This is a genomic window from Bradyrhizobium algeriense (assembly GCF_036924595.1).
Lineage (GTDB): Bacteria > Pseudomonadota > Alphaproteobacteria > Rhizobiales > Xanthobacteraceae > Bradyrhizobium > Bradyrhizobium algeriense.
Map to the genome: position 1 here is coordinate 3,760,652 of NZ_JAZHRV010000001.1, position 14,041 is coordinate 3,774,692.

The following is a 14,041-nucleotide window of genomic DNA, read 5'->3' on the forward strand; positions in this document are numbered from 1 at the left end:
TATATTGTATCTGGGCCCTTGCTATGCGTCCAACGCATAGATCGGAGGGCCTTACCTGAGGAATCTCGTTGGTTGGTCAGATAGTTACCTGAGTTCCGACCTCCACTACCCTCCCCGTCGGGATCTGGAAGTAGTCGGTGGCATCGTTGGCCGACCGGCTCATCGCGATGAACAGATGATCCTGCCATAGCGGCATGCCCGACTGCGCCGAAGGTTTTAGCGACCGCCGCGACACGAAGAACGACGTCGCCATGATGTCGAACTGCCAGCCGAGCTTGCGCGCGATCACCAGCGCCTTGGGCACGTTCGGCGATTCCATGAAGCCGAACCGCAGGCGCACGAGAGAGAACTTCTCGCTGATGGTTTCCATCTTGACGCGCTCGGCCGGATCGACGCGCGGCGTCTGGGCGGTTTCGATGGTCAGGATTACATTGTGCTCGTGCAGCACCTTGTTGTGCTTGAGATTGTGCATCATCGCAGTCGGCACGAAGCTCGGATCGGAGGTCAGGAACACCGCCGTTCCCTTGACGATGTGCGGCGGCCGCTTTTCCAGGCTCTTGATCAGGTCCGCCAGCGGCACCTCGATGCGCCGTGTCTTTGCGGTCAGAATCGCCGCGCCGCGGCGCCAGGTCCAGATCATCACCGCGACGGCAACGCCGAACAGCAGCGGCACCCATGCGCCTTCGAGCAGCTTCAACAGGTTCGCGGCAAAGAAGCTCATGTCGATGATCACAAAGGGCACGATCACGGCCGCCGCGGTCGCCGCGCGCCAGTTCCACAGTTTCCAGACCACGACAAAACCCATGATGCCATCGACCACCATGGTCGTGGAGACGGCAATGCCGTAAGCCGAAGCCAGACCGCTCGAGGTGCGGAACAACAGCACCAGCAGCACGACGCCGATCAGCAGCAGCCGGTTCACGCGCGGCAAATAGATCTGGCCGGCATGGGTTTCCGAGGTATAGCGAACCTCGAAGCGCGGCAGCAGGCCGAGCTGCACGGCTTGGCGGATCAGCGAAAAGGCACCGGTTATCACCGCCTGGCTTGCGATCACGGTCGCCGCGGTCGCCAACACGACCAGCGGCAGCAAGAGCACTCCGGGGACCAACCGGTAGAACGGATTTTCGATCGCCGCCGGGTCGGCCAGCACCAGCGCGCCCTGCCCGAAATAATTGATCAGGAGCGCGGGCAACACAAAATAGAACCAGCCGGTCTGGATCGGCTTGCGTCCGAAATGGCCGAGATCCGCATAAAGCGCCTCGCCGCCGGTCACGGCCAGAAACACCAAGCCCATCGTCACCAGGCCGATGACGCCATGGGAAAGCATGAACTGGATCGCGTACCAGGGATTGATCGCGTAGAGCACCGTGGGATCGTCGCTGATGTGGATCAGGCCCAACACCGCCAATGTCGCGAACCAGACCACCATGACCGGCCCGAAGGCCGAGGCGACGCGCGCGGTGCCGCTGCTCTGCACCGAGAACAGCACGACCAGAATGAAGATCGTCAGCGGCACCACATAATGTTCGAGCGCAGGAGTGACTAGCTTGAGACCTTCAACCGCAGACAACACCGAAATCGCCGGCGTAATCATGGAATCGCCGATGAACATCGAGGCGCCGACGACGCCGAGCGCCAGCAACGGCCAGCTCCGCCGGCCCAACGCCCGCTGTCCCAGCGCCATCAGCGACAGCGTACCGCCCTCGCCGTTGTTGTCGGCGCGCAACAGCAGCAGCACATATTTGGCGGTCACGACGATGAACAACGACCACAGGATCAGCGAGAGCACGCCGAGAACGATGGTACGCGACACCGGCGCCCCATTCGCGGCGTGGGTGACGGCCTCGCGGAACGCATACAGCGGCGAGGTGCCGATATCGCCGAACACGACGCCGATGCTGCCCAGCGTCAGGGCCAAAAAGCCTGAGGTTGCGTGCCCCTCATGGGCTTCGGTAGATGTGACGCTGACAGCCATGATGGAGAGGAACGTTCTCGTCGTTGAATTGATCCGGGCGGCTATCGACGCTTCCGCGCCGCCTGTCAATCATCGGGCAAGCATAACACCGCGGGCGATGCGGAGCTCACGCAAAGCAGATCGAAATAGAGAGGTGGTATTATGGTAGTTCCGGCGTATTACGGCTTCAGGTTTGGCGGAAGCGGCGGATTTTCGCGCATCAATGTGATGGTGACGCGACGGTTTGCCGGCAATGTCGGATCGTCGGGAAACAATGGCTGGCTGTCGGCCCTGCCGCCGACGGCGTAGATATGGGATGATGGCAGCCCCTCGCGTTCGAGGATCTGGCGCACGACGTTGGCGCGGTCCGCCGACAGATCAAACGCGCCATATTCGCTGCGCGCCGGAACGAAGCCGGCCGACGTGTGGCCGACAATGTTGACCCGCAGCGGGGTCGCCTTCAACGGCACGGCCAGTTTCTGGATCAGCCGGCGGGTGCGGTCATAGGGAACCTTGGAGCCGTCGGCGAACATCGAGCGGCCGTCCTGGTCGACGATTTCGAGATTGAGGCCCTGGCTGGTCTCTTCGAAGATGATGTGCCGGGACATTTCGGTCAGTTCCGGCATGTCCTGCAGCGCCTGGCGCAATGAGGCCGAAGCGAGCGCGAACTCGCGATCGACCTTCAGGCGGGCGCCGGATTCGCGCTGACGGTCCTTGTCGTCGGGCGTTGGCGTATTGGAGGAATCCTCCGGCGAAATATGCTCGACATTCTTCAGCTTCGGCCGCGTCGGCAGGCCGTCGGCTTCGACCATTCCCGAATATCGGGACTCGGTCTGGACGCCGAACGCATCGCGCATCGAACCCGCGACGATCTTCAGCTTGGCCGAATCCTGCGTGGAGAACGCCACCAGCATCACGAAAAACGACAGCAGCAACGCCATCAGATCCGCAAAGGTCACGAACCAGCCGTGACCGCCATGTGCCTCTTCGCGTTTTTTCTTGGCCATGCTTTATGTCCGCGCCTGGATGATGTCCGCGCCTGGATGCCGACGGCCGGTCAGGCCGGAACCAGTTCGCCTTCCTCGTGGCGATGTTTTTCGGGCAAGTAGGCCAGCAGCATTTCACGCACCAGCGCCGGGCTCTTGGAGTCGCGGATCATCAGGATGCCGTCGATGATCAGCGTGCGGTTGGTTTCCTCGTCGATCAGCTTGCCATGCAGCTTGTCGGCGATCGGCAGACAGATCAGGTTTGCGACAAGCGCGCCGTAAAGCGTCGCCAGCAGGGCGACCGCCATGAAGGGGCCGAGTTTCGAAGGGTCCGACATGTTCGAGAACATCTGCACCATGCCGAGCAGCGTGCCGATCATGCCGAACGCCGGCGCGCAGTCGCCGATGGCGCGATAGATCTTCGAGCCCTCGTTCAGGTGCATCAGGAAATTGTCGCGATCGCGCTCCATGTTGTCGCGGATGAATTCGAGATCGTAGCCGTCGGCGACGTAGCGGATTCCCTTGGCGAGGAAAGGCTCATCCGTCTCGACCTTTTCCAGGCCGACCGGACCCTGCTTGCGGGCGATTTCAGCAATCCGCGCCAGTTCGTCGACCAGATCGCGCGCCGACAGACGGCTCATCGTGAAGGCGAATTTCGCACCCAGCGGCATGCCGTGCAGGATCGCGCTGAGCGGGAAACGGATCAGCGTCGCTGCCGTCGAGCCGCCGAAGATGATGATGACGGCATGGATGTCGTAGAACATCCGGAAGTCACCGCCCATCAGGATCAGCGTCGACAGGACGATGATGCCGGCGACCAGGCCAACGAGCGTGGTGATATCCATTCTGCACTCCGAACGCACACGCGAACTACCGGCCGTCCTGGACGGTCGCGCGGCTCATCCGGAGCTGCGCAGGAGGCACCCTACGACTGCGCCATTAAAGAGGCGTAAAGGTTAAACCTAAAGCGCGGTCGTAGAATTGCGGGTCAGCGACCCGCTCATCTCAAGGATTCACTAACCATAGCGTTTGGCGCTCACTGCGCCTGCGCGCCGATGCCGGCGGCCTTGATGATCGGCCACCATTTTTCGATCTCGGCCTTCTGGAAAGCGGCCAATCCTTCCGGCGTTTGCTGCGCACGGGGCGCGACGTCGAGGCCCAGTTCGGTAAAGCGCTTCTGGATTGCAGGGTCAGCCAGCGCTTCCACCGTCGCGGCGTTGAGTTTTGCGATGACATCCTTCGGCGTGGCTTTCGGCGCCCAGAAGCCGAACCAGCCCGACATATAGAGGCCGGGCACGCCGGTCTCATCCGCGGTCGGAATGTCAGGCATCGAGGCCGAGCGCGTCGCCGAGAGGTTGGCGAGTGCCTTGATCTTGCCGGCGCGGATTTGCGGCAGCGCCACCGCGCCCTGCACAACCAGCAGATCCACCGTACCGGAGATCAGGTCGGTCATCGCAGGGCCTGCGCCGCGATAGGGAATGAACTGCACCTTCTGCTTGGTCAGGTTCTCGAACATCACGCCGGTGACGTTCGCCGCCGCGTTCTGGTTGACGAAATTGATCTTGCCCGGGTTTTCCTTCATCCAGGCGACCAGTTCGGCAAGCGTGTTGGCCGGCAGGTCTTTCTTGGCGACCATGAGCTGGGGATTGTTGGAAACAAGCGCGATCGGCTCAAAATCTTTTTCGAGGTCGTAGTCGAGCTTGTAGATGATGCTACCGACATGGGTGTCCCACTGGCCGATGTCGAAGGTGTAGCCATCCGGCGCGGCGCGGGCGACGCGCCCGACACCAATGCTGCCGCCGGCGCCGCCGACATTTTCGATCACGACGGACTGCCCAAGCGTTGCGCGCATCCGCTCGGCCATGATCCGGGCGGCGGCATCGGTCGATCCGCCCGGCGGGAAAGGCACCACCAGCGTAATCGGGCGGGAAGGATAGGTTTGCGCCTGCGCAGCCGCAGCACCGAAGAGGATCAAGAATGACAGCGCGGTCCAGAACCTCTTCATGACGCTTTCCCCCTGTTTGTTGAACCCTGACTTTTTGTCAGTGGATCTCGGACGAACGCTTCAACGCCTCTTTCAGTTTTTCCAGCGTGAAGTCCGGGCTGCGCGCGATCTCCAGGATCGGCGTCTCGCGCCGGCCGCAGAGTTCGGCGGCTTCCGGAATCTGCGTCGCGATATCTGTCGGGATCACGATGGCGCCGTGCTGGTCGGCGTGGATCAGATCGTCGGAATGCACCGTCATGCCGGCGACGCGCACTTCGCCGCCCCAGTGTTCAGCATGGACCCAGGCGTGCGACGGCCCGACCGAACCGGCCAGCGCCTGGAAACCCGGCGCCCATTGCGGGATGTCGCGGATCGAGCCGTCGGTGATGACGCCGAGGCAGCCGAGCGCCTTGTGCACGTTGCTCTGCACCTCACCCCAGAACGCGCCGTAACCGGCATCGGCTCCGTCGATATCCTGGATCACGGTGATGCGCGGACCGAAGCCGGTGCCGACATATTCGTAATAGGCGATGCGGCGCTTGGCCTGCTCGTCAGCCGGAAGGGTGGATTTGAGCACCGAGCGGATCGTCACGGTGCGGGCATAACCTACCATCGGCGGCAAATCGGGGAACGGGCAGACCAGCGGCTTGGTGGTGTAGCCGATCAGGCGGCGTTCGGGCGCGACGATTTCCATCGCATTGCAGATCGTCGGCGTGTCATAGCGCGCCAGCGCCTCGAGGACGGAAGCAGGCAGCGGGGCGGTAACGGCTTTGTTCACGGCGTTCTCTCCTGGTCTTTTTCGGGCCGGCTGTTCCTGAAAAGCCGTGCATCCACAAGCCGTATAGCCGAGAAGAGCGCGATCAGCAAAAGTGGAAACAGGCTTTTGGCGCCCGACCGCGCTCTAAAATTATTGAATCAGGGGTGCCAGTGGAGGCGAGCTTGTAGAAGCACGGCTCACCTTCCCTGAGCCGACCGGCGACTAGAGATAGGCCGTGTAGGAGCTGATCCAGACCAGGATCGACATGATCAGGCCGATGACGCCGGCGTTCTCTGCAAACACGGTGGCTGTGCCCGGCATTCCGAGCCTGAGCTGGCTGCGGTCGATGTCCTTCGGTATGGAAATGGCCGCCGGATAGACCTTGACGCCGCTGATCGAGCCCACCCGGGCCAGCGTGCCCGAGACCGCAATCTGGCCCTGCCCCACGCCCTGCGGGATCTCGGTAATCGTCGCGTCGTGAATGCGGCCGGGGTCGTCGTCGAACACGAGCTTCACCCGGGCGCCGGGCTTGATGGTCTTAAATCCGTTGGGCGAGAACATGCCGACGATGACGATCTCATCGGCGACGATGAACGACATCACGGAGCGCGCCTGCACGGCGCGGTCGCCGACGGCGAGCGCCATCACCGTTACTGTGCCGTCCGCGGGCGCACGGATCGTCGTTTGGTCGAGCTCCCATTTGGCATTGTCGAGCTGGGCCTGGATTTGGGCAACCGTCGTATTGACGCCGCCGACCTCCGATTCCATGGCGAGCTGTGCGTTCAACTGCGCGGCCTTGGCCGCCTGGAGCTGATACTCCACGGTCTCGTATTGCACCTGGGTGTCTTGCAAACGAAACTCGGTTTGCGCGCCTTCGCCGGCGAGCTTGCTGTAATCCGCAAGCCGCTGCCTGTGATAGGCGAGCTGCTTGGCGAGTCCTTCAGCGTTCGCCGTTGCTTGCTCGTAGTTCGCCGCAAGTTGTTTGACTTGCTGCCGTGACTGAGCGAGCGACGCCTCGAGCTGGCTGACCTTGTACTGGAACGGTGCCGGATCGATGCGGAACAGGACGCTTCCGGCTTTCACCGGCTCATTCGGCTTGGCCGGTATCTCGATCACCTGACCGGAAACATTGGGGGTAATCTCCGCGACGCGGGAAATGACGACAAAGCTTCCCGAGGGAGTGAGGTAATTGAACATGGCCAGGAATACCGCGAGGATAGACGCGCCGATCAGCACGGCCACCGTGCCGGAGCCCCATCCCCACCGCACCAGCTTGAGCTTCGAGAAAACGAGCCACAGCAGGACCACGTAAAGCAACAATATAATGAACATGACGGCACTCCGGCATCTGCCATTGGTCGAGGCACGAACGACTGGCGGACCCGCATGACGCACGTTATGCGGTCAAGGCGCCCGCCCGCGCCTTTTCCTCACCTCTGCAGGCAGCCGGGAGCAATTGATGCGCTCGAATGGCCTGCCATCCATGTCGGCCGACGCAGTCTATCGAACACACCGCCCGATGAGCCGAAGGCGCTCAGTCGCACCAAGCTTCCTGCCTGTTTGCAACACCCCTAGCGCTTGTCCTGACGCCCGATCGTTTCGGTCGGAGCGGCAGCAAGTTCGATCTCGCTCGGCCGCCACGCCTTGGTGAAGAACGGCTCGAGCGGGCTGTAGAGGCGCAGGATCGTGAACCAGCCCTTGCCGGGCGTGGTCTGAATCCAGTTGCCGCGCGGCACTTCTTGCGGCTGCGTCGGACCGAAATAGATGGTCGTCGAGCCGTCGGCGCTGGCTTCGGCAGCGGGCGAGGGATAGGTCTGGCTGCCGGCGCGCGGGAAGCGCTGTGGCGTGTCGAGCAACGATCGCGTCTGGTTGTCGTAGAGCGTAAAGGACCAGAACGCCCGCGCGGGGATGTTCTTGGGCAGCGTCACCTTGTAGGTTTTGCCGCCGTCGAAGGGGTTATTGGCGGAATCGACAAAACCCATCAGATACTGCGAGCCGACGTCGGGAATGCGCATGATCATGCCCGGCGAATCCAGCGTGTAGCCGTAGTAGAACGCGGTCCGCGAATCCAGAGTCCGTGCGCCGGTCGGCAGCAGCGGCTTGAACATGCCCTCTTTGGTGAACTCCGGCGGCGGCGTCTCGAAGTTGGCGCCGCCTTCCCACAGCATACTGGCCCACATCGAGCCGGGGTAGTACGCCCATTCCGGATGAGGCACGGCGGAGCGCCAGTTCAGCACGCGGCCGGTCGCGTTGCCAACGGCGGCAGCATCGGTGAGGATCTTCTTCATCCGCGCATCAGGCTTGAACGGCTTGCCTTTCACGATGCCGATGGCGGCCAGTTGCCCGGAGAGTTCTACGTCGTAACTGGTCGCGGGCTCCTGCTGAACGTTCTCGTTGATCATTTCGAAGAAGCCGTAATCGCCGGGCGGAATCGTGTTGAACGCCTTGCCGCTGGCCTCGACGAACCTGGTTTCAGGAGCAGGTGGGTTCTTGGCGAGCCGTACCTTGCCTTCCAGGGCTGTCGCGATGCTCGTACCGACACCGCCCGGTGTGTAGGGATAGATCTTGAGATGCTTCTTGATCAGTTCAACGGTTGGCTTGGGATCATTGTTGGTCAGGAACGATCGCGCTGCGTACAGTACGCGGTTGGTCTTCGAGCGCGCGATGTAGAAACCGCCTTCGGGCAGCGGCCCTTCGTAGCCGGGCGGTAGGATGAGGTACTTGCCGCCCTCGCCGCGATCCGGCCCCGGGAAGCCGATGTCGACGATCCACGAAAACCACATGTCGTTGATGGTGCCTAGGCCCATCGGCGGCTGCTCGACCACCATTGGGCCTTTCGACAGGTTCACAACCGCCATGTAGTAGATGGTGTCGGCGTTGGCGGTGAGAAACAGCGACTTTGCGTCCATCAAATCGGAGAAGATGATCGGGGTGTTGTCTTCAGCACCGATGCTCTGGAAACCCTTGCCCAAGGCATACGCCGATGCACCACGGAAGCTGTTGTTGTACGCGTTCAGGGCGCGTGTGAAGTCCAGCGTGTCGCGCACCTTCTCTGCGGTTTCCACAGTCGGTGCGCCGTCCTTGAATTCAAGGGTACCGATCCGGGTCTCGACCCGGTCGGGTGTGATGAGCCCCGGAGGGATTCCGGATGGCGTCTGAGCAGCGGCCAGGCGGGGAAATGACAACACGGCGCAGGCCGTGACTGCGGCAAACACTCGAAACGACTGCTTCATGGTTTGGTCTCCTCTACACGACGCTGCGCCGGCTCCGATCGCTGCCGGAGCGCGGCACACCAGTTACCGGAATGAAATATTGGATTATGTGTTGAAGCGCGGCGTGGCGAAAAAACCGCACGCCGAAGATCGCTGACGACCGCGTTCTGCTCCCCGCCACTTTGCACCGAATACTCCGTGCACCAGGACACGTCACTGCCAGACGATGGGAGAAGACTATCGCGCGCTGACGCACGCGACAACGAAAAATCATCCAGCGACCTTCATGATCTTCTGACGTTCTCGCGAAGGTAGAAAATGCTCGGTTTGACTTAAATCAATGAAATTGGTCGGAGGTGCGGGGCATCATTGGCGACATCGAAAAACGGCAGTCTGGTATTCCAGGCCGTCACGTTTGAGGCGTCGAATAGCATGTACCCGGCGAAACCGCGCGGCCCGCCATCGCAGACGCTGGTCGTCATTCTCCGGTTGTGCTAATGTAACTCCCGTGGAGGTAGCAGAAGTATTTTCTTTCAAAGCACCTTAAAGATAACGAGGCCCATAACCTTTAATTTAATTCCAGCGCGCGTTTTTGATTCTGCAGACGCTATGCGGCGTAAACTGCAGTGTGAATTGCTTGTCTTTGTTACGACCTCTCGCGTGAAGCGAAAGCGCTGGGACGCCGATCGAACTTCTGTGTGAAGAAGAGGAGTCGATGTCATGCACAAAATTGAATCAAATTCCAAGATTGCCGGCTCTCCACCCCAATACTGAGAGAAGGATGGCGGCCGCACCAGGAGTCGATCTGGAATGAATTAGCTGAACGGAGGGCACGGATATGAAGCATCTCGACCGCCGCAACTGGATTGCATTGTTCGCCTTTACAGCTTCCACAGCGCTCATATCGCCGGCGCTCGCCCAAACCACGCCGGAGCGCAACGCATATTTCGGGGAGACCCACGTCCATACCGGCTGGTCGTTCGACGCCTACATCTTCGGCAACACCAAGACCGGGCCGGAGGAAGCCTACAAATATGCGACGGGGCAGATCATCCAACACCCAATGGGTTATCCGATCAAGATCACGACCCCGCTGGACTGGATGGGCGTGACCGATCACTCCGAATATGTCGGGACGGTCAAGCTGGCGAATACTCCCGGCTCCGCCCTGAGCAAGCTGCCGATCGCAGAGAAGCTGAAGGTTCGCAGCCCAGCCGATATTCAGAGAATATATCTTTGGCTCGGCTACACGATCGTCGACAAGAAGCCGATCAAGGAATTGATCAGCCCGGAAGTCGCCGGCAACATCTGGAAAGAGAACAATGCGATTGCGGATCGCTTCAACAAGCCCGGTAAATTTACGGCGTTCTGTTCCTATGAATGGACGTCGACGCCCGACAACCGGAACATGCACCGCAACGTCTTCTTCAAGGACTGCGCCAAGGTGCCGGAGCTGCCGTTCAGCGCCATCGACTCGTCGGCTCCAGAAGATCTGTGGGACTGGATGGACGTCCAGCGCAAGGCCGGCAGCGAGTTGCTTGCGATCTCGCATAACGCGAATCTCTCCGACGGAATCATGTTCCCGACGGAGGTCGATTTCAAGGGACGGCCGATCGACAAGGCGTGGGCCGAGTCACGCGAGCGCAATGAGAAGCTGTCCGAGATCAAGCAGATCAAGGGGCAGTCGGAGACGCATCCCAGCCTGTCGCCCAACGATGAGTTCGCGAATTTCGAGGTGCTGACCTATCTGCTCGGCGATCCCGCGGGACGTTTCCCGACTATCCCCGGCAGCTACATTCGCGACGCCTACAAGACCGGCATCGCGATGCAGGATTCGCGAGGTTACAACCCTTACAAATTCGGCATCGTCGGCGGCTCCGACTCGCACAATACCGGCGTCCCCTATCGCCAGGAGAACTTCTACGGCGGCCACGCCCGCAACGACGGCGATGAAAAGCAGCGCATGTCGGGTCACGTCTTCGCTGGCCTCGATGTTCGTCTCGAGAATCCCGCCGGCCTCACCGGCCTGTGGGCCGAGGAGAACACCCGTGCCGCGCTGTTCAATGCCATGCAGCGCAAGGAAACCTTTGCCACCAGCGGACCGCGCATCCAATTGCGCTTCTTTGGCGGGTGGGATTACAGCCAGGACGCAAAGGACGTAAAGAACAGGGAAATCTGGAACATCGTTCCGGATTGGCTGAAGGACCGGCTGTGGGTCCGCACCGCCTATGCGCAGGGCGTGCCGATGGGAGGCGACCTGCCGTCTATGCCGGCCGAAAAGAAGGCACCCTCCTTTGCGGTGTGGGCGGTGAAGGACCCGACATCGGGCAACCTTGACCGCATTCAAATCGTCAAGGGGTGGACCAAGGACGGCCAATCTTTCGAAAAGGTCTTTGATGTGGTTTGGGCGGGCAAACGCACGCCCGATCCGGTCACGGGCAAGGTCCCGCCGATCGGCAGCACCGTCAACATTCAGGAAGCGACCTACAAGAACACGATCGGCGCGGTCGAACTGAAGGCTGTATGGAGCGATCCGGAATTCGACCCCGGTCTCAACGCATTCTATTACGCCCGGGCACTCGAAATCCCGACGCCGCGGTGGACCACGATTCAGGCCAAGAATCTCGGGATCAATCCGCCCGAGATCGTGTCGGCCACGGTACAGGAGCGCGCGTGGGCCTCGCCGATCTGGTACACGCCGACCGAACAGGCGCGCGTGACCGCAAAACCGGGCACCACCGTCGCCAGCCTGCAACAGCAACCAGGCGCGGCAGCGCTGAATGATGCAGAGCTCAAGGACCTGATCGTCGGCAAGTCGACATGGATCCGCAACAACGCGACCGGCAGCGTCTTCCAGGTCATCTGGAGCTCGGCCGGCCGGCGCCTGATCACCAATGTCGACGGGACGCTGCCGCAGCCGGGGCAGATCGGCGATGTCATGCATAGCGGCGAACTTGGCTCGCCTTCGTCCTATTCCATCAAGGATGGCAAGATCGTCACCGCGTTCGGAAACCTGCCTTATGAGGTCACCGTCTACAAGGTGGGCGACAAGTACTTCGGCGCGCGCAGCAATGAATACGGCTACGCCAATTATGAGATCGTTCCGACACCGATAAATCTGGAGAATCTCAGCTCGGGTCAAGCCGAGCGTCCTCCGTTGTGAAGTGGCATTGCCGGCAAGAGATTGTGAGGTGTCGTTGGATCGCCAAGCTGATATGAACGCTGCGCCCGGCAAGAATCCGGACGCAGCCGTGCCGGCTCAGCCATTGTCGCTGCGACGTTGGTTGCACGAACCCCTGGTTCATTTTGTTATGATCGGCATGGCCCTGTTTGCTGGCTACAGCGTCTTGAATCCAAAATCAGAGACCGCATCCGACTCCAACCGGATTGTCGTGACGCCGGACGATCTTGTTCAGATAAGTGTGGCCTGGCTGGCGAAGGGCCGGCCACCGCCGACCCCGGAGCAAATGCAGAACCTCATTGAACTCAAGGTTCGGGAGGAAGTGCTGTTTCGGGAGGCAAAGGCGCTCGGGTTGGACAAGGATGACACGATCGTCAAGCGGCGCATGGCGCAGAAAATGGAATTTCTGGCCGAGGGTGCTGCAGTCGATAACGACCCTTCGACCGATACGCTAAGGGCCTGGTTCACGGACAATCAGCAGCGATTTGCTCTCTTGCCGCGCGTCTCTTTCCGCCATCTTTATTTTTCTTCCGATCGACATGGTGAGCGCACACGGGAAGCTGCCGCGAAAGCCCTGGAGAAAATCGCTGACCAATCGGGCGAAGCTAAGGACGTTGCGGCTCTTGGTGACCCCTTCATGTACCAGGATCACTACGGCGATCGGTCCTTCGACGATATCGCGAAGCTGTTCGGGCTGAATTTTGCTCGAGTGCTGGTGGGCACCAAGCCTGGCTCGTGGCAGGGGCCGGTGGAATCCGGGTACGGATGGCACCTGATTTTTGTCGATTCTTCCGCTCCGAGCAGAGTACCCGCCTTCGAAGAAATCGAGTCGGACATCAAAGCAGGCTGGATCGCTGACCAGCGCGCTCAGGCGAAGGCAAATGCCTACGAGACGATGCGAGCACGCTATCAGGTCGTGCTGCCGGAGAAGCTGCCAAATTAGCCGGCGGAGAAAACCTTGAGTTTACGATCGGCATTTCTCGGTATTCTTTTCGTGACGTTCGGACTTTTCAGTACCGCGTCCGCACACGAGTCCCGTCCGGCCTATATGGAAGTGACCGAGATAGCGCCGCACCGATATCAGATTGTCTGGCGCACCCCGCTGTTATCTGGCATGCGGCTTCCGGTCGCGCTCCGATTGCCGGAGACAGCGCGCAACGTCACCGAGCCGACACTGCGCGAACTTTCGGATTCGCTGATCGAACGCAGGTTGGTCGAACTGGACAAGGGGCTCACCGGCGCGCGCATCGAAATCGTCGGGCTGCAGGCGACAATCACCGACGCGCTGGTGCGCGTGCAGTTGCTCGATGGGACCTATTCCACCACCTTGGTGCGCCCGTCAAAACCCTGGATCGAGATCGCAACCTCGCGCAGCTCGCTGGAGGTTGCCTTCGCCTATCTGATGCACGGCATCGAGCACATCCTGCTCGGCTACGACCATTTGCTGTTCGTGCTGGCCCTGATCCTGATCGTGCGCCGCGGCCGCGTCCTTCTGATCACGGTCACTGCCTTCACCATCGCTCATTCCATCACCTTGAGCCTTGCAACGCTGGGCGTGGTGCACGTCCCCGGACCGCCGGTCGAGGCAACGATCGCGCTGAGCATTCTGCTCCTCGCCTGTGAGATCATCCGATCGGACCGGGGGCAGCCAAGCCTGACCGCGCAATGGCCGTGGCTCGTTGCCTTCTCGTTTGGCCTCTTGCACGGATTTGGCTTTGCCGGCGCGCTGACGGAGATTGGCTTGCCCCAGGGGGATATTCCGCTTGCGTTGTTTGCCTTCAATGTCGGCGTTGAAGTCGGACAACTGATCTTCATCGCGGCCGTTCTGGGCGCCTTGCGACTGACCAAATGGATCAAGTTTCCGGTTTTCGTCAAACGCCACGCAAGGCTGGCGACGACCTATGCGATCGGGATCATGGCTGCGTACTGGTTCATTGAGCGATTAGCCGGGTTTACCGCCTGAGCGC

At 60.9% G+C, this 14,041-nt stretch carries 10 protein-coding genes; 3 read left to right on the forward strand and 7 right to left on the reverse strand.

Annotated features, from left to right (window positions below):
* Positions 1-76: 76 nt before the first annotated feature.
* From V1286_RS18490 to V1286_RS18520, 7 genes are all read right to left on the reverse strand, one after another.
* Positions 77-1,975 carry a potassium transporter Kup gene (locus tag V1286_RS18490; RefSeq protein WP_334481540.1) on the reverse strand — a complete coding sequence of 633 codons (1,899 nt, stop codon included), beginning with the start codon at positions 1,973-1,975 and terminating at the stop codon, positions 77-79.
* A gap of 158 nt (positions 1,976-2,133) precedes the next feature.
* Positions 2,134-2,961, reverse strand: a complete 828-nt coding sequence (locus tag V1286_RS18495; protein WP_334481542.1) for an OmpA/MotB family protein — start codon at positions 2,959-2,961, stop codon at positions 2,134-2,136.
* Between the two features lie 50 nt (positions 2,962-3,011).
* A complete protein-coding gene (locus V1286_RS18500) occupies positions 3,012-3,785 on the reverse strand; it encodes a motility protein A (RefSeq protein ID WP_108513729.1) in 774 nt (257 codons plus the stop codon).
* Positions 3,786-3,976: 191 nt separating this feature from the next.
* On the reverse strand, positions 3,977-4,945 hold the full coding sequence (locus tag V1286_RS18505) for a Bug family tripartite tricarboxylate transporter substrate binding protein (RefSeq protein ID WP_334481544.1): 969 nt from the start codon (positions 4,943-4,945) through the stop codon (positions 3,977-3,979).
* 37 nt (positions 4,946-4,982) lie between these two features.
* Positions 4,983-5,702 (reverse strand): RraA family protein, encoded by a 720-nt coding sequence (locus tag V1286_RS18510; protein ID WP_334481546.1) that lies wholly within the window; start codon positions 5,700-5,702, stop codon positions 4,983-4,985.
* Positions 5,703-5,903: 201 nt separating this feature from the next.
* A complete protein-coding gene (locus V1286_RS18515) occupies positions 5,904-7,013 on the reverse strand; it encodes an HlyD family secretion protein (RefSeq protein ID WP_334481548.1) in 1,110 nt (369 codons plus the stop codon).
* Between the two features lie 239 nt (positions 7,014-7,252).
* Positions 7,253-8,914 (reverse strand): DUF1254 domain-containing protein, encoded by a 1,662-nt coding sequence (locus tag V1286_RS18520; protein ID WP_334481549.1) that lies wholly within the window; start codon positions 8,912-8,914, stop codon positions 7,253-7,255.
* 817 nt (positions 8,915-9,731) lie between these two features.
* Between V1286_RS18520 and V1286_RS18525 the strand changes: the two genes are divergently transcribed.
* From V1286_RS18525 to V1286_RS18535, 3 genes are read left to right on the forward strand one after another with little or no spacing between them, the layout of a single operon-like run.
* Positions 9,732-12,056, forward strand: coding sequence for a DUF3604 domain-containing protein (locus V1286_RS18525; protein ID WP_334481551.1), 2,325 nt, complete (start codon positions 9,732-9,734; stop codon positions 12,054-12,056).
* A 34-nt stretch (positions 12,057-12,090) separates the two neighbouring features.
* Complete coding sequence (locus V1286_RS18530) at positions 12,091-13,017, forward strand: peptidylprolyl isomerase (RefSeq protein WP_334481553.1); 927 nt, start codon at positions 12,091-12,093, stop codon at positions 13,015-13,017.
* 15 nt (positions 13,018-13,032) lie between these two features.
* Positions 13,033-14,037 (forward strand): HupE/UreJ family protein, encoded by a 1,005-nt coding sequence (locus V1286_RS18535; RefSeq protein ID WP_334481555.1) that lies wholly within the window; start codon positions 13,033-13,035, stop codon positions 14,035-14,037.
* Positions 14,038-14,041: the final 4 nt, after the last annotated feature.

Coding starts and splice junctions, on each gene's coding strand:
- V1286_RS18490 (WP_334481540.1), bottom strand. CDS start 1,975: ATGGCTGTCAGCGTCACATCTACCGAAGCCCATGAGGGGCACGCAACC.
- V1286_RS18495 (WP_334481542.1), bottom strand. CDS start 2,961: ATGGCCAAGAAAAAACGCGAAGAGGCACATGGCGGTCACGGCTGGTTC.
- V1286_RS18500 (WP_108513729.1), bottom strand. CDS start 3,785: ATGGATATCACCACGCTCGTTGGCCTGGTCGCCGGCATCATCGTCCTG.
- V1286_RS18505 (WP_334481544.1), bottom strand. CDS start 4,945: ATGAAGAGGTTCTGGACCGCGCTGTCATTCTTGATCCTCTTCGGTGCT.
- V1286_RS18515 (WP_334481548.1), bottom strand. CDS start 7,013: ATGTTCATTATATTGTTGCTTTACGTGGTCCTGCTGTGGCTCGTTTTC.
- V1286_RS18520 (WP_334481549.1), bottom strand. CDS start 8,914: ATGAAGCAGTCGTTTCGAGTGTTTGCCGCAGTCACGGCCTGCGCCGTG.
- V1286_RS18525 (WP_334481551.1), top strand. CDS start 9,732: ATGAAGCATCTCGACCGCCGCAACTGGATTGCATTGTTCGCCTTTACA.